Source organism: Kribbella sp. NBC_00382, assembly GCF_036067295.1.
Classification (GTDB): Bacteria; Actinomycetota; Actinomycetes; order Propionibacteriales; family Kribbellaceae; genus Kribbella.
The window spans coordinates 7569488-7591729 of sequence record NZ_CP107954.1 but is presented as its reverse complement, the minus strand read 5'-3'; the positions used below and the strand labels follow the sequence as shown (position 1 = coordinate 7591729).

The window sequence follows — 22242 nt, the reverse complement described above, 5'->3', positions numbered from 1 at the left end:
ACGACAGCTTGGGCCCGGGCGGTGGCCGATTGCACCCGATAAACCTCTGAACTTGCGCGGTTTCTGCTCGGCTGCTTTTGGAGGATCCTCCAATCAGAGCGACTTGAGGGCGAGGAACACGTCGACCCGGTCCTCGAAGTTCGACAGATCGCGACCGGTCAGTTGCTCGACGCGTTCGATCCGGTAACGAACCGTGTTGACGTGCAGGTGCAACGACTCCGCGGTACGGGACCAGGAGCCCGACCAGGCCAGGAACTCCGTCAGCGTGGCAAGCAGGTCTGCGCGGGTGCGGCGATCGTGCTCGAGCACCGGCCCGAGCACCCGGTGGGCGTAGGTGCGCCGGACATCGTCGGGCACGGTCGCGAGCAGCAGGACGTGCGAGGCGACCTCGTCGGAGGTCACCACCGAGACCCGGGTACGCCCGGACAGTGCCGCCCGTTGGGCGAAACGTGCCTCCTCCAGCGCGCCGGTCAAGGCGTCGACGGTCGTCTCGCCGCTGACTCCGACCGCGAGCCTCGCCTTGGCCAGGCCGGGATCGAGCCGGCCGAAGGCGTGGCGGAGGAGATCGGGGAGCTCTGACGACCACGGCAACAGGGCGACGAGAAGACCGTCCCGCCCGGCCGCGACGACCGCTGGTCCCACGGTGAGGGCGACGTCCTCGAAGACCGCGTGGGCGACCTCGACCGGACCGTCGTCCCGCAGTTCGGCCACGGCGACAGCCATCGGACGATCGACCTGTACGCCGGCCTGCCGCAGCCGGGTCGCGACCTCGGCTTGGGGGCCGCCCGATTCGACCAGGCTCAGCGCGTCCTCGACCAGCGGGCGTAGTGCGAGGCGACCCTCGTCGCGGCGTACCCGGTCTAGAGCGGCGATGGCGCACAGTTCCTGGACCGCTTCGACGTGCGCCCGGGGCCACTGGGTGTGGTCGCCGTCGACGACGAGTAGCCAGGCGGTGAGGCGGTTGCCGAGGCCTGATCCGATCGGGAACAGGCTGTACGACGTACTGGCTGCGTCGGCGACGGCTGGGGTGCGATCTGCGGTCAGGAAGCGTCGGGTGATCGCGTTGAGCGCGTCCTCGTCGAGTGGGCCGGGGCCTGGTACTACGTGCCTGCCGGTGGAGGTGATGACGCGGCAGTCGTGGTCGATCTCGGTGGAGATCCGGGCGGTCAGCTCGTCGAGGCTGCGGCCTGACGCGATCGCCGAGAGGAGTTGGCGCTGGCGGACGAGGCTTGCGGAGAGCCGGGCGCCGGTACCGGCTGAGCCGGCCGCTGCGACGTACTCGGTGACGTCGGCGAAAGCGATCTCTTTCGGTACCTCGACGAGGGTGACCTGGTGGCGGCGGCAGGCCTGGAGCAGGTCGTCGGGGACCTCGCCGAGGAGTGCGGCGCCCGCGAGGATCGTGGTCGCGCCCCGCTCGGCGACTGATGCGACGAAGGTTTCGCTGTCCTTGGCGCTGCGCCGCCAGACCAGGCCGGTGAGGACCAGCTCGCCGCCGTTGAGGTAGGTGCCGGGTTCGAGCAGGTCGGTGGTGATGATCCGGCCGATCGGGCGGTCGTACGCGCCGCGGGCCGCGTGCAGCAGCCGGAGCCGCAGTTCGGGCGGCTCGAACAGCTCTGAAAGCAGCATCTGCGCCTCCTCCGATTTGTTGCCGGCTCTTTGGAGGAACGTACAACGCGAGCACGCGCGCGCGATATGCCCGTGTGGACATCGATCAGGCCTCTTCGGGCTTTGCGGCCAGTGCTTGACGGGCTCGTCGTCGGCATTCTATGGTAATTTCGCATAGCAGAAGTAAGTTTCCACAATGCGGAAAACGAGAGAAGGACTCCATGAGCCACGCGCTGCGCCACGCCGTGAACTGCTCGATCCTGTTCACAGAGCTGCCGCTGCTGGAGCGCCCGGCGGCTGCCCGGGAGGCTGGGTTCGAGGCGGTCGAGTTCTGGTGGCCGTTCGCTGAGGCGGTACCGGGTGATGCCGAGGTCGAGGGGTTTGTGACCGCGATCCGGGATGCCGGCGTGCAGCTGGTCGGGCTCAACTTCTTCGCCGGGGACATGCCTGGTGGTGATCGCGGGCTGGTGTCGTGGCCCAAGCGGTCGGGGGAGTTCCGGGACAACGTCGACGTGACGGTCGGCATCGGCGAGCAGCTCGGGTGCCGGGCGTTCAATGCGCTCTACGGCAACCGCATCGACAGCGCTCTTGAGCAGGATGAGCTTGCCGTCGAGAATCTTGCGTTGGCGGCGCGGGCTGCTGATCGGATCGGCGCGACGGTGCTGGTCGAGCCGGTCAGTGGGGCTGAGCGGTATCCGCTGCGGACGGCCGCCGATGTGCTCGGTGTCATCGATCGGGTGCGGGCGGCTTCCGGAGTACAGAATCTTGGGTTGCTCGCGGATCTGTACCACCTCGCGGTCAACGGTGATGACGTCGATCGGGTGATCGCCGAGCACACCGACCGGATCGCGCATGTGCAGATCGCGGATGCTCCTGGCCGCAACGAGCCCGGTACCGGGTCACTCCCGCTCGACGCTCAGCTCGCTGCGCTCGAGGCGAACGGCTACTCCGGCTGGGTCTCGCTCGAGTACAAGCCGGCCACTTCCACCAACGACAGCTTCGGCTGGCTGCCGCGTTCGCGCCGCGGCCTGCCTACTTCTTAGGAGACTTTGAGATGACGAATATTGCTTTCATCGGCCTCGGCATCATGGGCAATCCGATGGCTGTCCATCTGGCCAACGCCGGTCACGTAGTTGCTGGCTTCGACCACAGCCCGGAGCGTGCTGTCGCGCTGGTCGAGGCCGGCGGGCGGGCGGCCGAGTCGCTGGCCGACGCGGTCAAGGGGGCCGACGTGATCTGCGTGATGGTGCCGGACTCGCCCGACGTGGAGCAGGTGCTGACCGGGGAGGAAGGGGTCTTCCAGCTGGCCGAGACCGGCACGCTGATCATCGACTTCTCCAGCATTAGGCCCGATGTCACGCAGCAGCTTGCCGAGCGGGCGCGGGCGGTTGGGTTCCGGATGCTCGATGCTCCTGTCTCCGGTGGTGAGGCTGGGGCTCGGAACGCTGCGCTGTCGATCATGGTCGGTGGTGAGGCGGACGACTTCGCGATCGCCAAGCCGTTGTTCGATGCCGTGGGTAAGACCGTTGTCCACGTCGGGCCGAGTGGTTCGGGGCAGACGGTTAAGGCCGCTAACCAGCTGATCGTCGCGGCGAACATCCAGGCGGTGTCAGAGGCGCTGGTGTTCCTGGAGGCGTACGGGGTGGACACAAAGGCCGCGCTGGAGGTGCTCGGCGGCGGGCTGGCGGGATCGGCGGTGCTTCAGCAGAAGAAGGAGAACATGTTGTCGCGCTCCTTCCAGCCAGGGTTCCGGATCGATCTGCATCACAAGGACATGGGGATCGTGACGGCGGCGGCCCGCGAGGCTGGCGTGGTCGTCCCGCTGGGGGCTTTGGTTGCTCAGCTGGTCGCATCGGCTCGGGCCAACGGCGATGGCGGGCTCGACCACTCCGCGCTGCTGCGTGGCGTCGAGCGGCTGTCGGGGAAGGTTGTGGCCTGATGGCTCGCATGCGCGCGGTCGATGCCGCAGTACTGATCCTGGAGAAGGAAGGTGCGACGCAGGCGTTCGGGTTGCCCGGTGCCGCGATCAATCCGTTCTACAGCGCTCTGAAGAAGCATGGCGGGGTTAAGCACGTGCTGGCTCGCCACGTCGAGGCTGCCTCGCACATGGCTGAGGGCTACACGCGGGCTGCCTACGGGAACATCGGCATCTGCATCGGTACGTCCGGCCCGGCGGGTACCGACATGATCACCGGCCTGTACTCCGCTTCGGCCGACTCGATCCCGATCCTGTGCATCACCGGGCAGGCGCCGGTGGCCAAGCTGCACAAGGAGGATTTCCAGGCGGTCGACATCGCTTCGATCGCCGGGCCGGTCGCCAAATGGGCGGTCACGGTGATGGAGGCGGCGCAGGTTCCGGGGACGTTCCAGCGGGCCTTCTGGTTGATGCGAGAGGGACGGCCGGGACCGGTGCTCGTTGACCTGCCGATCGATGTGCAGCTGGCGGAGATCGAGTTCGACATCGACACGTACGAACCACTGCCGGTACTCCGGCCTGCCGCGACTCGGGCTCAGGCGGAGAAGGCGCTGGAGATGCTCAACTCGGCCTCGCGGCCGCTGATTGTTGCTGGTGGTGGGGTGATCAACGCGGATGCGGCTGGGTTGCTGGTCGAGTTTGCCGAGCTGGTCGGTGTACCGGTCGCACCGACTCTGATGGGGTGGGGTGCGATTCCGGATGACCATCCGCTGGCGGCTGGGATGGTCGGGCTGCAGACTTCGCATCGGTACGGGAACGCGACGTTGCTGGCGTCCGACTTCGTGCTCGGGATCGGTAATCGGTGGGCCAACCGGCATACCGGTTCGATCTCCACGTACACCGAAGGTCGCAAGATCGTGCACGTCGATATCGAACCGACCCAGATCGGGCGGGTGCTGGCGCCGGACTACTCGATCGTGTCCGATGCGCGGGCTGCGCTGGAGGTCTTCATCGAGGTTGCTCGGGAATGGGCACTCGAAGGCAAGCTGGCTGGGCGCTGGACGTGGGGAGAGGAGTGCCGCGAGCGGCGGGCGACGTTGCAGCGGAAGACGCACTTCGATGCCGTGCCGGTGAAGCCGCAGCGCGTGTATGAGGAAATGAACCGGGCCTTCGGTCCGGAGACCCGGTACGTCAGCACGATCGGCTTGTCGCAAATCCAGGCCGCCCAGCTGCTGCATGTCTACCGCCCCCGCCACTGGATCAACGCCGGCCAGGCCGGTCCGTTGGGGTGGACCGTGCCGGCGGCGCTCGGTGTCGCGGTTGCCGATCCGGAGTCAACCGTCGTCGCGCTCTCGGGCGACTACGACTTCCAATTCCTGATCGAGGAGTTGGCGGTCGGCGCCCAGTTCAACATCCCGTACATCCACGTGGTGGTGAACAACTCTTACCTCGGCCTGATCCGCCAAGCCCAACGCGGCCTCGAAATGGACTACTGCGTCCAACTCTCCTTCGAAAACCTCAACAGCCCCGAACTCAACGGCTACGGCGTCGATCATGTGAAGGTCGCCGAGGGCTTGGGGTGCAAGGCGTTGCGGGTCTCCGAGCCCGACGAGATCCTGCCGGCCCTGGAACAAGCGAAGAAGCTGCTGGACGAGTTCCACGTCCCGGTCGTCGTCGAGGTCATCCTCGAACGAGTCACCAACGTCTCCATGGGCACCGAAATCGACAGCATCAACGAATTCGAGCCCCTCGCGGAAACTGCAGAGGACGCTCCCACAGCGGTCACCACACTCGCTCCGGGTGTGCTGTCGGCCGCCGCCCCAGCGAGTAGCTGATGTCGGCTTCTTCCTCCACCCCGCCTTTGGGAAAGCCAGAGGCGGGGTGCCGGGTGCTGGTTGCCTCAGACAAGTTCAAGGGATCAGTCGGCAGCGATGAGGTTGCCGCCGCCGTCGGTGAAGGCGTGCGGCGGGAGCGACCGGACGCTGTCGTCGACTGGGTGTCGGTGGCTGATGGTGGGGATGGGACGTTGGCTGCTGTTGTTGCTGCGGGGTTTGAGCTGGTGCCGGTGGTGGCGTCTGGGCCGACTGGTGAGTTGGTGTGGAGTGGGTTTGCTCGGCGTGGGGATACGGCTGTTGTCGAGTTGGCTGACGTGTGTGGATTGGTGCGGCTGCCCGGCGGCAAGCCGGCTCCGATGAGCGCGTCGTCGCGGGGAGTCGGGGAGGTACTGGCGGCTGCGGTCGACAGCGGGTGCACGCGGGTGATCCTCGGAATCGGCGGCAGCGCTAGTACCGACGGAGGCGCTGGCCTCATCCGCGCGCTCGGAGCACGGGTACTCGACGCCCGCGGAGAGGAAGTCCCCGAAGGCGGCGCCGGGCTACTCGCGGCAGAGTCAGTCGACCTGAGCGCGCTCCGCACGCGATTGCAGGGCGTGGAGATCATCGTCGCCTGCGACGTCGACAATCCATTGACAGGCCCGACGGGTGCCGCAGCAACGTACGGGCCGCAGAAGGGCGCCAGCCCGAGTGACGTCGAAGCACTCGACCGCGCTCTAGACCACTGGGCCAACCTCGTGGCTCAAACCACCAGCCACGAGCATGGCGATCCCGCCCGCCCGGATCTCCGCTCCGCACACGCGGCGCCAGACCTCCTCCCCGCGCACCCGGCGGGGGCGGACCTCGACTCCGCACACGCGGCGGGGCGGGAGCTCCGCTCCGAGCGGGCGGCGGGGGCGGACCTCGACTCTGCGCCTCGCGTGGACGCTCGGGAGGTACCTGGGGCGGGGGCTGCTGGGGGTGTGGGGTTTGTGGTGGTGGGGGTGCTTGGTGGGGAGTTGCGGGCGGGGATTGGGTTGGTGCTGGAGCTGGTGGGGTTTGGGGAGCGGTTGGTGGGGGCTGATTTGCTGGTGACGGGTGAGGGGAAGTTGGACGAGCAGACGTTGCGGGGGAAGGCGGTTGTAGGAGTGGCTGCGGCGGGGGCGGCTGCCGGCGTACCGGTGGTGGCTGTTTGTGGTGCCAACACGCTGGACGGGGAGCGGCTGCGGGAGGCGGGGATCAAGAAGGCTTATGCGCTGACGGATCTCGAGCCGGACGTACGGCGGTGTATTGCGGATCCGGTGCCGTTGCTGCGATTGCTCGGTGAACGGATCGCGGCCGACCTACGATGAGTTTCAACCGAGAGGGGACCGCATGACCGCGTTGGACCTCGTCATCCGGGCCCGCCGGATGGTCAGTACCACGGGCCTCGTACCCGCTGCCGTCGGCGTGAAGGACGGCCGGATCGTCAGCATCGACCCGTACGACACGGTGTACGAAGACGCCACCCCAGGCGAAGGGCACGGCGCTCCCGAGCTGGTTGAGCTGGCCGAGGACGAGGTGCTGTTCCCGGGGCTTGTCGACTCGCATGTGCACGTGAACGATCCGGGGCGGACCGACTGGGAGGGCTTCACCAGCGCGACCCGGGCGGCCGCGGCGGGCGGTGTCACCACGATCATCGACATGCCGCTCAACAGTATCCCGCCGACTTGCGACGTACCGGCGTTGGAGCTCAAGAGAAAGACAGCCCAGAGCCAGGCCTACGTCGACGTCGGTTTCTGGGGTGGAGCGATCCCCGGGAACGCCGAGCAGTTGAGGCCGCTGCATGAGGCCGGAGTGTTCGGGTTCAAATGCTTCTTGCTCCACTCGGGAGTCGATGAGTTTCCACCGCTGGACGCCAAAGAGCTCCAGCGCGCGATGCGCGAGATCAGCGCGTTCGACGGACTCCTGATCGTTCATGCCGAGGACGCTCACCAGATCGACACCGCCCCTCAGCCGGACGGTGCGAGTTATCAGCGCTTCCTCCACTCCCGCCCGCGTGAGGCGGAGAACGCCGCAGTGGCTGAGGTGATCGAGCTGGCCCGCCAGACTGGTTGCCGAGTGCACATATTGCACGTGTCCAGCGCCGACGTACTGCCCTTGCTCGCGGCCGCTCGTCGCGACGGCGTGCGGATCACCGCCGAGACCTGCCCGCACTACTTGACCTTCTCCGCCGAGGAGATCCCGGACGGCGCAACGCAGTACAAGTGCTGCCCGCCGATCCGCGAGGCGGCCAACCGTGAGTTGCTTTGGCAGGGGCTGCGCGACGGGCTGATCGACCTGGTCGTCTCCGACCATTCGCCGTCGACCATCGACCTGAAGCGGCTCGACACCGGCGACTTCGGCGCGGCCTGGGGTGGTATCGCGTCGCTCCAAGTCGGGCTGCCGGCCGTCTGGACGGGAGCGCGCGAACGGGGTTTCACGCTCACCGACGTCGCCCGCTGGATGTGCCAGGCGCCGGCCGCGCAGGTGGGTCTGACGCACAAGGGCCGGCTCGAGGTCGGGTACGACGCTGACTTCTGCGTGTTCGCGCCCGACGAGTCGTTCGTGGTGGATGTCGCCGCGCTCCATCACAAGAACGCGATCACCCCGTACGCCGGACGGCCGCTTGCCGGTGTGGTTCGCAGTACCTGGCTGCGCGGCCGCCCCATCGACATCGACGCCGGCCCCCGCGGCCGGCTGCTGACCCGAGGAGACGACGCATGACCTACTACTCCCCAATGGGCGGGCACCCCGCGCAGACGGAGCTGACCACCGATCGCGCGGTCTTCACCGAGTCGTACGCCGTACTGCCGCGGGGCACGATGCGCGACATCGTCACCAGCCAGTTGCCGTTCTGGGACAACACCAGGCTGTGGGTGATCGCGCGGCCGCTGTCGGGGTTCGCGGAGACGTTCTCGCAGTACATCGTCGAGGTCTCGCCGGGTGGCGGCAGCGACAAGCCCGAGACGGACCCGGGCGCTTCGGCCGTACTGTTCGTTGTCTCCGGCAACTTGGTGCTGACGGTCGGCGGGGAGAAGCACGAGCTGGCGCCGGGTGGCTATGCGTTCCTGCCGCCGAGCTCGGACTGGACCCTGCGCAACACCAGCGACCAGCTCGCGACCTTCCATTTCGTGCGCAAGGCCTACGAAGCAGTCGAGGGGATTCCCGCGCCGGAGGCCTTCGTCACGAACGAGACCGATGTCGAGGGCATCGAGATGCCGGGGACCGAGGGGCGGTGGCGGACGCAGCGGTTCGTCGATCCGCTCGATGTCCGGTACGACTTCCACGTCAACATCGTGAGCTTCGAACCCGGCGGCGTGATCCCGTTCCCCGAGACGCACGTGATGGAACACGGCATCTACATCCTCGAGGGCAAGGCGGTCTACCTGCTCAACAAGGACTGGGTGGAGGTCCAGGAGGGCGACTTCCTCTGGCTCCGCGCCTTCTGCCCCCAGGCCTGCTACGCCGGCGGACCCGGCCCGTTCCGCTACCTCATCTACAAAGACGTCAACCGCCACGCCAAACTCCCACGCCTGAGCTGACCCCGCTAGGGTTCTTCCGACCTCAATGACGCACAGGGGTGGACAACCTAGGTAACCTGGCGGGCGCCGCCTGCCGGGCGGCCGAGCGGATAGGAGACGATGGCCCCCGTGACGCCACCAAGTGCCCAGGACGCGCAGCCACGGCCACCTGAGGTCGAACCGGCCGTCGCACGTCTGACTGTGGGCCTCGGCGGTCCTACTGGGAAGTTCGCCCGGCTCAGCTCGTCCTGGTGGACGCCGCTGCGGATCGCGCTCGCGGTGTGCTGCATCACCTTCGCGCTCGGCGTACTGCAGAAGGCGCCCTGTATGGAGGACGGCTGGAACCGGCAGAGCTGGCGGCCGTTCCAGGCGCTGTGCTACTCCGACATCGGCTACCTCTACCAGGAGCGCGGCTTCGCCGAGGGCAACCGGCCGTTCCTCGACACCGGCAACTACCCGGTACTGGAGTACCCGGTGCTCACCGGCGGCTTCATGGAGGTCGCGGCCAAGATCACCTGGGTCTTCACCGGCGACCCCAAGAAGGACGTCACGGACCAGCAGAAGCGCGACACGGCCGGCGTCTTCTTCGTCGTCAACGTCGCGATGCTCTTCCTCTGCGCGCTGATCCTGGTCGGGCTGACCGTGGCGACAGCTCGAGGTGTGCCCAAACGCCACGGCGGGGCCCGTGGGCAGCCGATGATCGCCCTGTACGTCGCAGCTGCGCCGGTACTGGCGTTCACCTCCACGATCAACTGGGACCTGTTCGCGGTCGTACTGACAGCGGGCGCGATGTGGGCGTGGTCGCGGGGCAAGCCGATCTGGTTCGGCATCCTGCTCGGACTGGGGACAGCGGCGAAGTTCTACCCGTTCCTGCTGCTTGGGCCGCTGCTGATCGTCTGCCTGCGTGGGCGGAAGCTGTGGCATTGGTTCCTCGCGCTGGTGGCCACCGGGTTCAGCTGGGGGCTGGTCAACGCCCCCATCTACCTGCTGGCGAAGAACGAGTGGCTGTCGTTCTGGGTCTTCAACGACGAGCGCGAGAGCGACTACGGCTCGATCTGGTACGTCCTCAAGCTGGCCAAACACGAGGTCGCCGACGTCAACCAGCTCAACATCGTCATCTTCGCCGGGCTCTGCCTGTCGATCGCGATCCTCGGCCTGATGGCGCCGCGACCGCCGCGGTTCGCGCAGCTGGCGTTCCTGGTGGTAGCCGCGTTCCTGCTGGTCAACAAGGTGTACTCACCGCAGTACGTGCTCTGGCTGCTGCCGCTCGTCGCGCTGGCCCGGCCGAAGCTGCGCGACTGGCTGATCTGGCAGGCGTGCGAGTCGTTCTACTGGATGATGGTCTGGCTGCATCTCGCCCAGTACCTCGCACCCGGCGACCCGAACCAGCCGGACAAGATCTACTGGCTCTCGGTCGTACTACGCATGGCCGGCACCCTGTGGCTGATGCTGGTCGTCTCCCGCGACATCCTGCTCCCGGAGAACGACCCCGTCCGCCAGGGCGACCTCATCAATGACCCCGGCGACGGCGTCCTCGCAGACCCCCCACCCCGCCGACTAGACCCGGCGCACGCCTAGAGCATCAGCTTGGAGACATCCAGGTTGCCGCCGCTGACGACGGCGGCAGCCAGGGTGCCTAGCTGGACCTTGCCTTCCAGTAGGGCGGCGAAGGGTGCTGCTGCGGCGGGCTCGAGGGCGAGCTTCGTACGGGACATGACTAGCTTCGTCGCCTCGATAAGCGACTCCTCGCTCACGCGGACCACCTGATCGACGTACTGGGCGATGATGCCGTAGTTGTGGGTGCCGCAGACCGGGGCGGCGAGGCCGTCGGCGACGCTCTTCGCGGTGGGGAGCTTCTGCGGTGAGCCCGCGGCGAGGCTGCGGCTGACGACATCGGCGTTCTCGGGCTCGATGCCGATCACGCGGATGCTCGGCCGGATCAGCTTGAGCGCGAGCGCGACGCCCGAGATGAGTCCACCACCACCGACCGGCACAAGCACGGTATCGACGTCTGGCCGGTCGTCGAGGAGTTCCAGCGCGAGGCTGGCGTGCCCAGTGATCACGTCGAGGTCGTCGAACGGGTGCACCCCGGTCAGCTTCCGCTCGTCCCGGATCGACTCGTAGGCGCCCATCAGATCGCCCTCGACCAGCTCCACCTGAGCCCCGTACGCCTTAGCCGCCGCGATCTTCGCCGGCACAGCGGTCTTCGCCATCACCACAGTCGCCGGCACTCCCGCATCCCGGGCCGCCCAGGCCAGCGCCCCGGCCGCGTTACCCGCTGACACGGTGATGACGCCACGCTCGCGCTCTTCGGCCGTCAACTTGAGCGTCTTGTTGAGCAGCCCGCGCACCTTGAAGCTGCCCGTCTTCTGGAACAGCTCAGCCTTCAGCGTGAGCCGTCCGCCGAACAGCTCATCGAGCGCCGACGACTCGACCATCGGCGTGCGGTGGATCCGCCCATGCAGTCCAGCGGCGGCGGTACGGACGTCCTCGATGGTCGGCATAGGTCAGACATTAGTGCGGCCTGGACCCGAACCACGAGATGATTGACCCATGACCGCCCCGCTCCCGATGCCGGCCTACCGACCGCGGCTGACTCGTACCCTCGGAGTCCAGCAGCGCGGCGACTGGCGGGTCAGGGTGACCGGCATCTCGGCTACCGGAGTACTGCCTGATGCGTCCGCCCAGGACGCAGCCCTCGACGCAGCGGAGAAGCTCCTGCCCGTAGTGACGACAGAGCGGCCGGGGATGGCGTTCCTGATCGTGCACACCGGTACCGAGGCGCTCTGGGGCATCCTCGGCTGGTGGGAGCTCGACATCCTGTACGTCCGCTCCCTGCGCGCAGACCTTGGTACTACGGACTTCCACCTGGTACCGCCGGACGGTCCGACCGCGTGTGCGTGGGAGCTGCTCGTGGTGGACCAGGAGCGGCAGTCCTGGGTCGCGCATGTGCTGTCTCGGCCGCACGACCCGGACTACGACGGCTACCTCAGCGTCAACCTCGGCCTCAGCTGACTGCGCCCTCCGGCTGAGTGCGCTCCCTAACCGACTGCGCTCTCCGGGGCGGCCGCCGTCTCCGGGTGGCCGCGGCGACGGCCGTAGAGCAGGCGCTGGCCGGCGGCGGTACCGGTGAACTTCTCCCGGCGGGCCCACGCGTGGCACTCGTTGATCACAGGGCAGCTGCTCAGGCAGAGCTCACGCGCCTTGCGCTGTTCCCAAGGCGATGCAGTCTCGTCGTACAAGGATGCTTGTCCGACACAGGCTGCCTTGGTCATCCAGCGGTCCGCGGGGTCTGCGATCACTGTCAGGGTCGGCCTCATAACGCAAACGCTATGCCCGGTACCTGGGGTCCCGGGGCGCGTCTTAGAATATGAGAGCTTGTCTACTGAATTACTGCACTTAGGCTAGACCTTCGCGGCGGCGAGACGGTTGGCGACAGTGGTGGCGAAGCGGGTGGCGGCGTCGGGAGCCAGCGGGAGGAACAGGTAGGGCTCGATCAGTTCGAGCTCCATCAGCAGGTACCGGCCGTTGCTCAGGATGCCGTCGACGCGGGCGTAGGCGGGGGCCTGGCGGCTGTTGGCTGCTGCGAGGGCCTCGGTCGAACCGGTCAGGACGGCGGCCGGTGGGTCGAGCAGTTCGGCAGTACCGCCGAAGTCGTCCTGCACCCGGTAGTCACCAGCTGCCGGGCGCTTCAGGACCGCGTGGCTGAACTCGCCGTCGAGGAAGATCAGCGACCACTCGCCCTCGTTCTGGATCTCCGGCTGGAACGGCTGCACCAGGTAGACGTTGTCCGGGAGGTCCTCGATCGAGCGGCTGAGCTCGGGGGATCCCGCGGTGCCGCGGATCGTGTGGTGAGCCGTGGCGCTGACGGTCGGCTTGATCACGATCTCCTGGCCGTCCAGCCCGGCGACGACCTCGCGCAGGCAGGCGCCGGCGGCGATCTGGGACGGCACGATCGCGACTCCGCGCTCGCGCAGTTCCAAGAGGTAGCGCTTGTCAGCGTTCCAGCGGACCAGGTCGGTCTCGTTGAGGAGCGTGACACCGGCCTTGTCGAGCTGGCCGAGCCACTCGGTGAACTCGAGGTAGCGCCGGTGGTAGTCCCAGACGGAGCGCAGCAGCACTGCGTCGTACGAGGACCAGTCGACCGACGGGTCGGTCCACACCTCGGCCACCGCGTCGAGCCCGGCGGCTTTGAGGGCGGTGGCGAGCGGCAGGTCGTGCGGGTGCAGCTCTGCGTAGTCGGTCGAGGTAGCCAGTGCGATTCTCACGTCGCTCAGTGTTGGCGCGCCTCGATCGGTTCGTCAAACCGGATTCGCGTGGCGGTCCGCTGACGGAGCGTGATCGGGATGACAACGATGACAAGGGCCGCGAGGTAGATCAGGCCCTGGCGCTGGTCGTGGCCGAAGCTGGCGTAGGCGAGGTACGCGGCGGCCGGTACGACGAGCCACTCGAACCGGCCGGCCAGTACGGCCACAGCGATCAAGGGCAGCCCGTACCAGGGGTAGGTCGGCGTGGTGACGAGCAGCGCGGCGCCGTACAGCCAGCAGCAAGTGACGGCGATCGGCTCGCGGCCGTGGCGTTGGAGGGCGAGGACGGCGAGCGCCACGGCCAGGAGTCCGGCGGCGAGCTGGCGGGCCTCAGGAGGCAACACCAGCGCGAGAATCGCCGAGCGAGAGCTGCCGTCCTCGAAGCCCTCTTGGGTGAGGTAGCCGGGCAGGAAGCCGATCACGAGGGTGCCGGCGGCGAGTAGGTGGGGGATGTAGCTGGCGACAAAGGTGCCTACGGCAACCAATGGGGTGCGGAGGTCTTTATGCCTGATGGCGGTGAAGGCTGGGAGCAGCAGCAGGGGGAGGAGCTTGGTGGCCGCTGCGGCGCCTAGGAGGAGGCCGGCGAGGATTGGTCGGCGGCGGGCTGCGAGGGCTACTGCGGCTGCGATGAGTAGGGCTGCGAGGACGTCGACATGGGCTGCGTTGCCAGCCTCCAGGGCCACGATCGGTGACCAACCCCACAGCAGAGCCCAGCGTGGGTCTCGTTTGCGGCGCTTGAGTTCGCTTGCCAGGAGGGCTGTCAGCGCGACGGCGAGTGCTGCGGCCGCTACCTGGAGTCCAAGTGTCCCCGCCGACCAGGGGGTGAAGAGGGCTACTGCGGTGAAGTACGCCTGAGCCACTGGCGGGTAGATGGTCGGTACCCGCGGGCGGTTGATCTTGGTACGCGGGTCGTCGGCCGATGCGGCTGTGATGCCTGCCGGGTCCCGCGGCACCCGCGGCGGCCCGGTCACCCCGGTGCGGTCGGCGGGGGAGAGGCCTGGGAACAGTACGGGGTCTCTAAGCCGGGCCAGCTCGTCAGCCAGCGGCACATGGCTATAGGGCGAACTCCCAGACAGCTGCACCCGCCCGTCCCACACATACCGGTATGCATCAGTACTGGTGATGGGCACCCTGAATAACCCAGGCACCTGACACACCGCCGCCACCGCCACCACAGCCAGTACTACGCGCGCTCCGGCCGGTCGCCTCGTCACTAGCCAGCCGATGCCACCCACCACCGCGCAGCCACCCACCAACACCAAGTTCGGCCACCACCCAGCACCCTCCGCTGCAACCACTCCGACCGAAACAGCGACAGCAACACCCCCACCGACCATCAACCCCACACCGCCCACCGCATGGGGTTTCCCGCTGGACGTCTTCATCGGTTGGACGCCTGGCGGAGGGTGGCGGGGGAGCGGCGGAAGGTCAGGAAGGCTCGGTGGGGGGTGCGCCAGTCCTCGGTGGCCAAGAGGTCGGCGGCGAGGGCGTGGCGGAGTACTGCTCGGGTGCCGACTCTTGCCCAGGGCAAGGGCTTTGAGCGCCGACCGCCGTCTGCGTGCAGGATGATCGGCGCCGTGTCGTCGAGGTGGTCGTCGGGATCGACCTCCACCAGGACCAGTCCGTCGGGGCGGACCAGCTCAGCGCAACGGCGCAGCAGGAGGGCGGGCGCGCCGCCGATGCCGATGTTGCCGTCCATCAAGAGCACACTTCCCCAGCGCCCCTCGCCCGGCAGCGGTTCCTGCACAGGACGTCGGAGAGCTGGAGCACCTCGGCTAGTAGTCAGCAGGACCGCCTCGGCCGAGATGTCGACGCCAAGCGCCGGGATGCCTCGCTCCGCCAGGGCTGTGACGATCCGCCCCGGCCCGCAGCCGATGTCGAGCACCGGACCCTCGCACCGACTCAGCGCCAACCGGTCCACCTCATCCGCCGGCGCCTGCCACCGATCGACCTCGCACAACGACGGCACCCTCTGCCCATCGATGCCGGTGGCAACCACTCGCGCACCGGAGAGCGCCTTCTCGAACAGCAACCCCGGCGACGCCGAATGCTGCAACCGCCGATGCAACCGCGACATCCGCAACGCCGGGAAGCTCGCCGCCAACACGGCCGCATCCTCCGGTGTGTCCATGTCCCGCAACATCGGCAGCAGCAACACCTTGTACCCGAGCAACCGCAGCCGTGCGAGCTGATCCGCCCCGGTGTGATCAGTGGACATCGGTACGCCGACCAGCGCCCGCCGGTCCGGTTGCCGCAACCCGAGGCACCAGTAGCCGCCGTCCTCGGTCAACCCGAGTACTGCGTCGTGCTCAGCCCAATCAACGTCCAGGAGTTCCCGCGTGAGCTGAGGGGTGTCCATACCGACCAGCAGCATCGGCCCACCGGCGTACGAGTCCTCGAATGCTTCGGAGAGCCGCTCTGCCAGACCGTCACCCCGCTGCTGGACGACCTGGAACGCGGGTGGCAACCAGGGGCCGCTCTGCCCGTCCAGCGCGAGCACATACCGGCGTACCGGCGTGGACTGGACAGCTGCAAGGGTGTCGGCCAGTGAGGCGCGGGCCAGGGCCGCTGCCTCCGCAGGGGTGAACTCAGTCTGCAGGCGCGTCTTCACCCGCCCCGCGACCGGCTCCTTCGCGATCACGATCAGCGTGTCCGCCTTCACGCCGACAACACCTTCGACATATCCAGCACGGCCCGCGCTGCGCCCAGCGGCGTACCGGTGACCTTTGACCGCCCAGAGCGTGGCAGGTAGTCCACGTCGACCTCCGCGATCCGCCAGCCGGCGTCTGCCGCCCTCACCACCGTCTCCAGCGGGTACCCGGACCGCCGGTCGTGCAGGTCCAAGCTCAGCAAGGCATCCCGCCTCGCTGCACGCATCGGACCCAGATCCCTCAGCTGTACTCCGGTACGCCGACGCACCCGCCTCGACAACTCAGCATTGGCCAGCCGCAGATGCCACGGCCACGCATTGCGCGACACCGGTCGCCTCCTGCCGAGCATGAGGTCCATCTGCCCAGCCAGTACGGGTGCAGTCACCCGTACGAGCTGCCGTGGATCCAGAGACGCGTCCGCATCGAGGAAGGCGACCACTGCCGCAGTACTGGCCTCTAGCCCCGCATGGCAGGCAGCGCCGTACCCACGGATCTCGCACGGCACCACTAGCGCTCCCAGCCGGGCAGCGATCTCAGCAGAGCCGTCGGTGGAGCCGTTGTCGACGACAACAGCCCGCACTCCGACCGGCAGCCGGGTGAGCACCCAGGGCAGCGCAGCGGCTTCGTTGAGGCAGGGGAGGATGAGGTCGACTTCTGCTGGTTGCACCCTTCGACGGTAGGGAGGATCGGCGGGTTTGCGGGGCCAGTACTGGATACCGCTCGCTTACGTCCCACTCCGGAGCGGTCCAGGTGGCGCTTTCGGCCAGACGGACGATCTACGCTCGACCAGTGGCTACTCGTGTGCTCGTGGTGGACGATGACCCGACCGTGTCCAACGTCGTCTCGGCGTACCTGACCAAGGCCGGGTACGACGCCCGCGTGGTCGCCGATGGGGTGATGGCGGTCGAGGTGTGGCAGCAGTGGAAGCCGTCGGTCGTAGTACTGGACGTGATGCTGCCCGGCCTGTCCGGTCTGGAGGTACTGCGCCGGATGCGGGCCGCCGACGACGGTGCCGCCGTGATCATGCTGTCGGCCCGGGGCGAGGAAGAGGATCGCCTGGTCGGGCTGGAGTTCGGCGCCGACGACTACGTGGTGAAGCCGTTCAGCCCGCGCGAACTGACCCTGCGGGTGCAGGCGATGCTGCGGCGGGAGGAACGGCTCGCCGGCACGGATCTCACGCCGACCAAGCTGGTGGGCGGGCCCATCACCGTCGACACGGCCGCACGGATCGCGATGCTCGATGGTCGCGCGCTGTCGTTGACGCATCGCGAGTTCGATCTGCTGGCGTTCCTGGTGGCGCATCCGGGCAAGGCCTATACGAAGGCCGAGTTGTTGCGGCGGGTGTGGGGCTGGGACTTCGGCGACTCGTCGACGGTGACCGTGCACGTACGCCGGCTGCGGGAGAAGATCGAGGTCGATCCGTCGGATCCGCAGCTGGTACTGACCGTTCCGCGGACGGGATACCGCTTCGCGGGTGAGGCCGAATGAACCGCGACCAGGTCACGATCCTCGCGCTCACCGCCGGCTGGACGCTGATCGTCGCGCTGCTCGGTGCGGCGGTGCTGTGGCGGTTCCGGCGCAAGTCGCTGCGGATCACGATCATCGTGGCCGGGCTGGTGCCGATGCTTGGCGCGCTCGCTGCCGTGACGCAGAGCGTGCAGGCGATGTTCATCTCGGCCCACGACTCGCTCGTGGTTCTGTGGACGCTCGCGTTCTCGGGGGTGCTCGGGTTGGCGATGTCGGTGCTGCTCGGGCACTGGATCAGTACGGGCTCGCGTGATGTCGGACGGCGGCTGCGGCACCTTGGTACGTCGTACGAGCCGGTCGAAGGCAACGCCAACGTGCCCGCCGAGCTGGCCGCGATCACGGACGAGCTCGAGATGACGCGGTTGAAGCTGGCCGCGTCCAACGATCGGGAGCGGGCGTTGGAGGCGAGTCGGCGCGAGCTGGTCGCGTTCATGTCGCACGATCTGCGGACTCCGCTCGCTGGGCTGCGGGCCGTGTCGGAGGGGCTGGAGGACGGGGTCATCGACGACGTGCCCGGCGCGTTGCGGCAGATGCGGACGACGGTCGACCGGATGACCGGGCTGGTGGACGACCTGTTCGAACTGTCCCGGCTGTCGGCGGCACCGCCACCGCGTCGGCGGTCCGCGGTGAGTTTGCGCGAACTGGCCGAGGACGTGGTGGGGGAGAGCTGCGAGCATGCTCGGTCGGAGGGGGTGGCGCTGTCCGTCGCGACGCCTTCTGACGATGATCGGCTCGCTGTCCATGGCGATGCGGATGAGCTGACCCGCGCAGTCTCGAACCTGGTCGGCAACGCAATCCGCCACACCGAACGCGGCGGCACGGTCAAGGTGATGGTGGCTCGCGAGGACGACGGTCGGGTCCGTCTGGCCGTGACCGACGGCTGTGGTGGGATCCCGGACGACGACCTCGAGCGGGTCTTCGACATCGGCTGGCGGGGCGACGAACAACGCACCCCAGCAAATGGCGTGGCAGCCACCAGCACCGGCAGCAGCAGCGGCGGTGGCGGCGGTGGCGGCCTCGGCTTGGCGATCGCCCGAGGCGTAGTCGAATCCCACGACGGCGAGATAGCAGTAACCAACATCCCCGGCGGCTGCACCTTCAAAATCGAACTCCCCCCAGTAACCACCCCAAGCTAAATCCCACGCTGCCCGCCCACCCTCAGCTCGGTGGCTGACAGATGTACCGCTGCCCGTGGAGGTGGGCCCTCGGTGTCCCGGTCGACAGGTAGTGCACCTTGGTACGGCGTACACGCTGACGTGATTCGCGCTCAAGTGCACTAGGTCGGGTTGACTACGTCCTGTCGGCCGGGACGTGAGTACCGGCTACTGGTGACGCAGGAGGTCCGCTAGGCCTGTGCGTAAGTCGTAGTCGGGTTTCCAGTGGAGGTTGTTGCGTAGGCGTTCTGATGATGCGGTGATGTGGCGGACGTCGCCTAGGCGGTAGGCGCCGGTGACCACCGGCGCCGGGCCGCCATACGCGCGGGCCAGTTCGGCCGCCAGGTCGCCGATGGTGCGGACCGTACCGCTGCCCACGTTGTAGGCGGTGAAGTCCGAGCTGTCGGACGAAGCCGCGGTCGCGGCGGCAACCGCGGTGGCGATGTCGGTGACGTGGATGAAGTCTCGGCGTTGGGCACCGTCTTCGAAGACGCGCGGAGCTTCGCCGCGTTCGAGCATGGAGCGGAAGATGGCTGCGACGCCGGCGTACGGGGTGTTGCGGGGCATGCCGAGGCCGTAGACGTTGTGGAAGCGGAGGGCGGTCGCCTGGCTGCCGGTTTCGCGGGACCAGGTGGCGGCTAGGTGTTCGCCGTTGAGTTTGGTGGCGGCGTAGGTGTTGCGAGGGTCGGTCGGGGCGTCCTCGCTGACCAAGCCCGGTCGCAGGGGCTCGGAGCAGACGGGGCACGGGGGTTCGAAGAGGCCGGATTCGAGGTCCTCGATCCGGCGCGGGCCGGGGGCCACGGTGCCGTGGCGGTCGCATTCGTAGTGGCCTTCGCCGTAGACGACCATTGAGCTGGCGTAGACGAGTCGTCGCACCTGGTGCTGGCCCATCGCGCGGAGCAGTACGGCGGTACCGAGGCTGTTGGTACTGACGTAGTCGTCCATGTCGTTGAGGTCGACGCCGAGGCCGACCTTCGCTGCGAGGTGTACGACTGCATCCACGCCATGTAGGGCTGCAGAGACAGCGGCGGCATCGCGGATGTCGCCGACGATCAGGCCGTCGATGGAAGGCCGCGACTGGTGCACATCGGGGCGCAGGGAATCGAGGATCCGCACCTCGTGGCCGTCGGCAAGTAACTGGGCGTGGACGTGTCGCCCGATGAAACCGGCGCCGCCCGTCAGCAGGATCTTCACCAGAGGTCCTCTCCGGCTGTTCCGTCCAGGGCGTGCCGGCAGGTGCAGTCCTCGTCGGCCTTGGGGAGTTGGCCGATCACCTCGGTGAGGAGGCCCTTCAGTCGTTCGATGCTGCGGCCGAAGACTTCGAACACCTCCGCCTGGGTGACGCCCCCGCCTGCCGCGACTCCCGCATCGTGGTCGGTGACGACGGCGACTGAGGTGTAGCAGAGCGCCAGTTCGCGCGCGATCGACGCCTCCGGGGCGCCGGTCATCCCGACCACGGACCATCCTTGGGTGGCGTGCCATTGCGATTCGGCCCGGGTGGAGAACCGCGGCCCGTTGATCACCACCATGGTGCCCTCGGCAACCACCAATCCGTTGCCCGCAGCAATCACCGCAGCCCGCCCGGCCGGACAGTACGGATCCGCCACCGACACATGCACAACGGGCCCACCCGCACGATCAGCCGGTACGCCGCCACCTGCAGCCGGTACGCCGCCGCCCGCGACTCCGTCGTACACCGTGTGCTCGCGGCCCCAGGTCCGGTCGACGTACTGGTCTGGAACGACCATCGTCCCCGGCGTCAGCGAAGCCTTCAGCGACCCAACCGCGCACGGCCCGAGCACCTGCCGCACACCGAGCGACCGCAACGCCCAAAGGTTGGCGCGATAGTTGACCCGATGAGGTGGCAGCCGATGGTCCGAGCCATGCCGCGGAATGAAGGCGACCTCGCGCCCCTCCACCACCCCAACCACAGGCATCTCACTCGGCGCCCCGAACGGCGTCGACACCTCGACCGTCCGCGCCCCGGACAGGAACGAGTAGAAGCCAGACCCACCGATCACACCGATTTCCGCCATGCCTCCGACCCTAGGATCCCGCGCCCCGGCAACTACCCGATTCGCCCACTCCGTCAGCACTCCGTAATCGACCCGGGCCGGCAGATGCAGCGGCCCCGAGAAGCCTTGGTCGCCGCGGCCCGCGACCTGGTCGGGGCTGCGCAGTAGCCGAGTTGTTGATTGATGGTCGAATGTCCCCGTGACGGTCTCCGCAGCGCTGATCCTCGTGGGAGTACTGCTGCTCCTGCTCGGCGGCTACTGCAGCTGGACCGCCGGCCGCCTCGACCGCCTGCACCACCGGGTCGCCACCGCCCGCGCCTCCCTCGAGACCGAACTCGCCCGCCGCTCCGCCCTAGTCGCCGAGCTAGCCGGCAGCGGCGTACTAGACCCCGCCTCATCCCTACTCTTGCTGGATGCAGCCCACCGAGCCCGTACTGCCACCAGCGACACGCGCGAGCGAGCCGAGTCGGCATTGACCCGAGCAATCGGAGCAACTGGCACCGACGTCGAGCCCTGGGCCACAGAGCTCGGTACTGCGGTACGCCGCGTCCAGCTCGCCAGGCGCTTCCACAACGACATCGTGGTGTCGACCCGCGTGCTGCGCAGCCGCCGCATCGTCACCTGGTTCCGCCTAGCCGGCCACGCCCCGATGCCTGGCACCATCGAACTGGAAGACGGCAGCTGATGAACTGCGAGGACGGCAGCTGATGAACCGGGAGGACCGCAGCCTGATGACCATCGTGGCCGAGGAGACCTTCGCCGAGCAGGCGGAGCAGTTCCGGCACGAACTGCGGGTGCACTGCTACCGGATGCTCGGTTCCTTCGACGATGCCGAGGACATGGTCCAGGAGACCTTCCTCCGCGCCTGGCGCAAGCGCACCGACTTCGCAGGCCGCTCGTCCTTCCGCGCTTGGCTATACAAGATCGCGACCAACGCCTGCATCGATGACGTACGCCGCCCGCAACGCGTCCTCCCACACCAGCTCGAACCCGCCTGCTGGCCGACCGGCGAGGCCATCGCCCGCACCGACCTCCCTTGGCTGCAACCGTTCCCCGACGTCCTGCTCGACCGCGCCGAGGAGCCCGACGCGGCGGCTGTCCGGCGGGAGACGATCGAGCTGGCGTTCCTGATCGCGATTCAGCACCTTCCGGCGCGGCAGCGCGCAGTACTGATCCTCCGGGACGTACTGGGCTGGTCCGCGAAGGAGACGGCTGACCTGCTCGACTCCAGCGTGGCCTCGGTCAACAGTGCGCTGCAAAGAGCCCGGCCGGTACTACGGGAGCACCTGCCGGCCCGGCGTACCGAGTGGGCGCCCACCGGCGACCCGTCAGCGGAGGAGCAGGCGCTCCTGCAGAAGTACATGGACGCCTGGGAGCGAGCCGACTCCGCAGGCATCGCCCAGCTTATGCACGAGGACATCCGCATCACGATGCCGCCATACCCGTTCTGGTTCGAGGGCCGCGTCGACGCCGAGCGGATCATGGCCGCCAACCTCGACCCGGACGGCAACACCAACCGCGGCGACTGGCGCTTCCTGGTCATCAAAGTGAACCGGCAGCCCGCCCTGGCCGCGTACCTCAAGGTGCCCGGCGACGACCGCTACCGCCCGTTCGGCATCGACCTCTTCCGGATCGAACACGGCCTGATCGCCGAGATGACCGCCTTCGAACTCACCGACTTCGACCGCCTCGACCTACCTGATCAGCTGGCATAG

Annotated in this window: 21 protein-coding genes; 12 read left to right on the top strand and 9 right to left on the bottom strand. The window is 67.9% G+C overall.

Translation table 11 applies throughout. The annotated features are described in order from the left end of the window. Positions 1–93 precede the first annotated feature (93 nt). Positions 94–1626 carry a PucR family transcriptional regulator gene (locus OHA70_RS35695; RefSeq protein WP_328325397.1) on the bottom strand — a complete coding sequence of 511 codons (1533 nt, stop codon included), beginning with the start codon at positions 1624–1626 and terminating at the stop codon, positions 94–96. A 200-nt stretch (positions 1627–1826) separates the two neighbouring features. Here OHA70_RS35695 and OHA70_RS35690 point away from each other — a divergent pair, with 200 nt between their 5' ends. The 7 genes from OHA70_RS35690 to OHA70_RS35660 all read left to right on the top strand — a co-directional run bounded on the left by OHA70_RS35690 (position 1827) and on the right by OHA70_RS35660 (position 10451). Then, positions 1827–2648 carry a hydroxypyruvate isomerase family protein gene (locus OHA70_RS35690; RefSeq protein WP_328325391.1) on the top strand — a complete coding sequence of 274 codons (822 nt, stop codon included), beginning with the start codon at positions 1827–1829 and terminating at the stop codon, positions 2646–2648. Between the two features lie 11 nt (positions 2649–2659). Then, a complete protein-coding gene (locus tag OHA70_RS35685) occupies positions 2660–3544 on the top strand; it encodes a 2-hydroxy-3-oxopropionate reductase (RefSeq protein ID WP_328325389.1) in 885 nt (294 codons plus the stop codon). Next, positions 3544–5355: a glyoxylate carboligase gene (gene gcl, locus OHA70_RS35680; protein ID WP_328325387.1), complete on the top strand. Its 1812-nt coding sequence runs from the start codon at positions 3544–3546 to the stop codon at positions 5353–5355. Before OHA70_RS35685 ends, gcl begins: the two co-directional genes overlap by 1 nt. 53 nt (positions 5356–5408) lie before the next feature. Then, positions 5409–6683: a glycerate kinase gene (locus OHA70_RS35675; RefSeq protein WP_328325385.1), complete on the top strand. Its 1275-nt coding sequence runs from the start codon at positions 5409–5411 to the stop codon at positions 6681–6683. 22 nt (positions 6684–6705) lie between these two features. Continuing rightward, positions 6706–8076: an allantoinase AllB gene (allB, locus tag OHA70_RS35670; RefSeq protein ID WP_328325383.1), complete on the top strand. Its 1371-nt coding sequence runs from the start codon at positions 6706–6708 to the stop codon at positions 8074–8076. Then, a complete protein-coding gene (locus tag OHA70_RS35665) occupies positions 8073–8894 on the top strand; it encodes a bifunctional allantoicase/(S)-ureidoglycine aminohydrolase (protein WP_328325381.1) in 822 nt (273 codons plus the stop codon). Before allB ends, OHA70_RS35665 begins: the two co-directional genes overlap by 4 nt. A gap of 99 nt (positions 8895–8993) precedes the next feature. Further along, positions 8994–10451 carry a glycosyltransferase family 87 protein gene (locus OHA70_RS35660; RefSeq protein WP_328325378.1) on the top strand — a complete coding sequence of 486 codons (1458 nt, stop codon included), beginning with the start codon at positions 8994–8996 and terminating at the stop codon, positions 10449–10451. Here OHA70_RS35660 and OHA70_RS35655 read toward each other — a convergent pair. Then, positions 10448–11377 carry a threonine ammonia-lyase gene (locus tag OHA70_RS35655; protein ID WP_328325376.1) on the bottom strand — a complete coding sequence of 310 codons (930 nt, stop codon included), beginning with the start codon at positions 11375–11377 and terminating at the stop codon, positions 10448–10450. The genes OHA70_RS35660 and OHA70_RS35655 overlap by 4 nt on opposite strands. Before the next feature lie 49 nt (positions 11378–11426). Here OHA70_RS35655 and OHA70_RS35650 point away from each other — a divergent pair, with 49 nt between their 5' ends. Next, complete coding sequence (locus OHA70_RS35650; protein ID WP_328325374.1) at positions 11427–11888, top strand: hypothetical protein; 462 nt, start codon at positions 11427–11429, stop codon at positions 11886–11888. Positions 11889–11914: 26 nt separating this feature from the next. Here OHA70_RS35650 and OHA70_RS35645 read toward each other — a convergent pair whose 3' ends face one another. The 5 genes from OHA70_RS35645 to OHA70_RS35625 all read right to left on the bottom strand — a co-directional run bounded on the left by OHA70_RS35645 (position 11915) and on the right by OHA70_RS35625 (position 16498). After that, on the bottom strand, positions 11915–12193 hold the full coding sequence (locus tag OHA70_RS35645; protein ID WP_328325372.1) for a WhiB family transcriptional regulator: 279 nt from the start codon (positions 12191–12193) through the stop codon (positions 11915–11917). Between the two features lie 84 nt (positions 12194–12277). Continuing rightward, positions 12278–13141 carry an ATP-grasp domain-containing protein gene (locus tag OHA70_RS35640; RefSeq protein ID WP_328325370.1) on the bottom strand — a complete coding sequence of 288 codons (864 nt, stop codon included), beginning with the start codon at positions 13139–13141 and terminating at the stop codon, positions 12278–12280. Between the two features lie 5 nt (positions 13142–13146). After that, positions 13147–14565 carry a glycosyltransferase 87 family protein gene (locus OHA70_RS35635; RefSeq protein ID WP_328325367.1) on the bottom strand — a complete coding sequence of 473 codons (1419 nt, stop codon included), beginning with the start codon at positions 14563–14565 and terminating at the stop codon, positions 13147–13149. Beyond that, positions 14562–15842 (bottom strand): DUF2064 domain-containing protein, encoded by a 1281-nt coding sequence (locus OHA70_RS35630; protein ID WP_328325365.1) that lies wholly within the window; start codon positions 15840–15842, stop codon positions 14562–14564. Before OHA70_RS35630 ends, OHA70_RS35635 begins: the two co-directional genes overlap by 4 nt. Further along, positions 15839–16498, bottom strand: a complete 660-nt coding sequence (locus OHA70_RS35625; RefSeq protein WP_328325363.1) for a glycosyltransferase family 2 protein — start codon at positions 16496–16498, stop codon at positions 15839–15841. Before OHA70_RS35625 ends, OHA70_RS35630 begins: the two co-directional genes overlap by 4 nt. Positions 16499–16620: 122 nt before the next feature. Between OHA70_RS35625 and OHA70_RS35620 the strand changes: the two genes are divergently transcribed. Both OHA70_RS35620 and OHA70_RS35615 read left to right on the top strand, forming a co-directional pair. Further along, positions 16621–17319: a response regulator transcription factor gene (locus tag OHA70_RS35620; RefSeq protein WP_328325361.1), complete on the top strand. Its 699-nt coding sequence runs from the start codon at positions 16621–16623 to the stop codon at positions 17317–17319. After that, entirely contained in the window at positions 17316–18494 is a 1179-nt protein-coding gene (locus tag OHA70_RS35615; RefSeq protein ID WP_328325359.1) for a sensor histidine kinase, read from the top strand. Before OHA70_RS35620 ends, OHA70_RS35615 begins: the two co-directional genes overlap by 4 nt. A gap of 186 nt (positions 18495–18680) precedes the next feature. On the opposite strand, the gene OHA70_RS35610 is transcribed toward OHA70_RS35615, so the two are convergent. Both OHA70_RS35610 and OHA70_RS35605 read right to left on the bottom strand, forming a co-directional pair. Beyond that, the gene (locus OHA70_RS35610) at positions 18681–19706 is read right to left on the bottom strand and encodes an NAD-dependent epimerase/dehydratase family protein (RefSeq protein ID WP_328325357.1); all 1026 of its coding nucleotides are present in this window, start codon (positions 19704–19706) and stop codon (positions 18681–18683) included. Next, entirely contained in the window at positions 19703–20548 is an 846-nt protein-coding gene (locus tag OHA70_RS35605) for an S-methyl-5'-thioadenosine phosphorylase (RefSeq protein ID WP_328325355.1), read from the bottom strand. The genes OHA70_RS35610 and OHA70_RS35605 overlap by 4 nt, the downstream gene beginning before the upstream one ends. Positions 20549–20726: 178 nt before the next feature. Here OHA70_RS35605 and OHA70_RS35600 point away from each other — a divergent pair, with 178 nt between their 5' ends. Both OHA70_RS35600 and OHA70_RS35595 read left to right on the top strand, forming a co-directional pair. Continuing rightward, a complete protein-coding gene (locus OHA70_RS35600; RefSeq protein ID WP_328325353.1) occupies positions 20727–21212 on the top strand; it encodes a hypothetical protein in 486 nt (161 codons plus the stop codon). Between the two features lie 22 nt (positions 21213–21234). After that, on the top strand, positions 21235–22242 hold the full coding sequence (locus tag OHA70_RS35595) for an RNA polymerase subunit sigma-70 (protein ID WP_328325352.1): 1008 nt from the start codon (positions 21235–21237) through the stop codon (positions 22240–22242).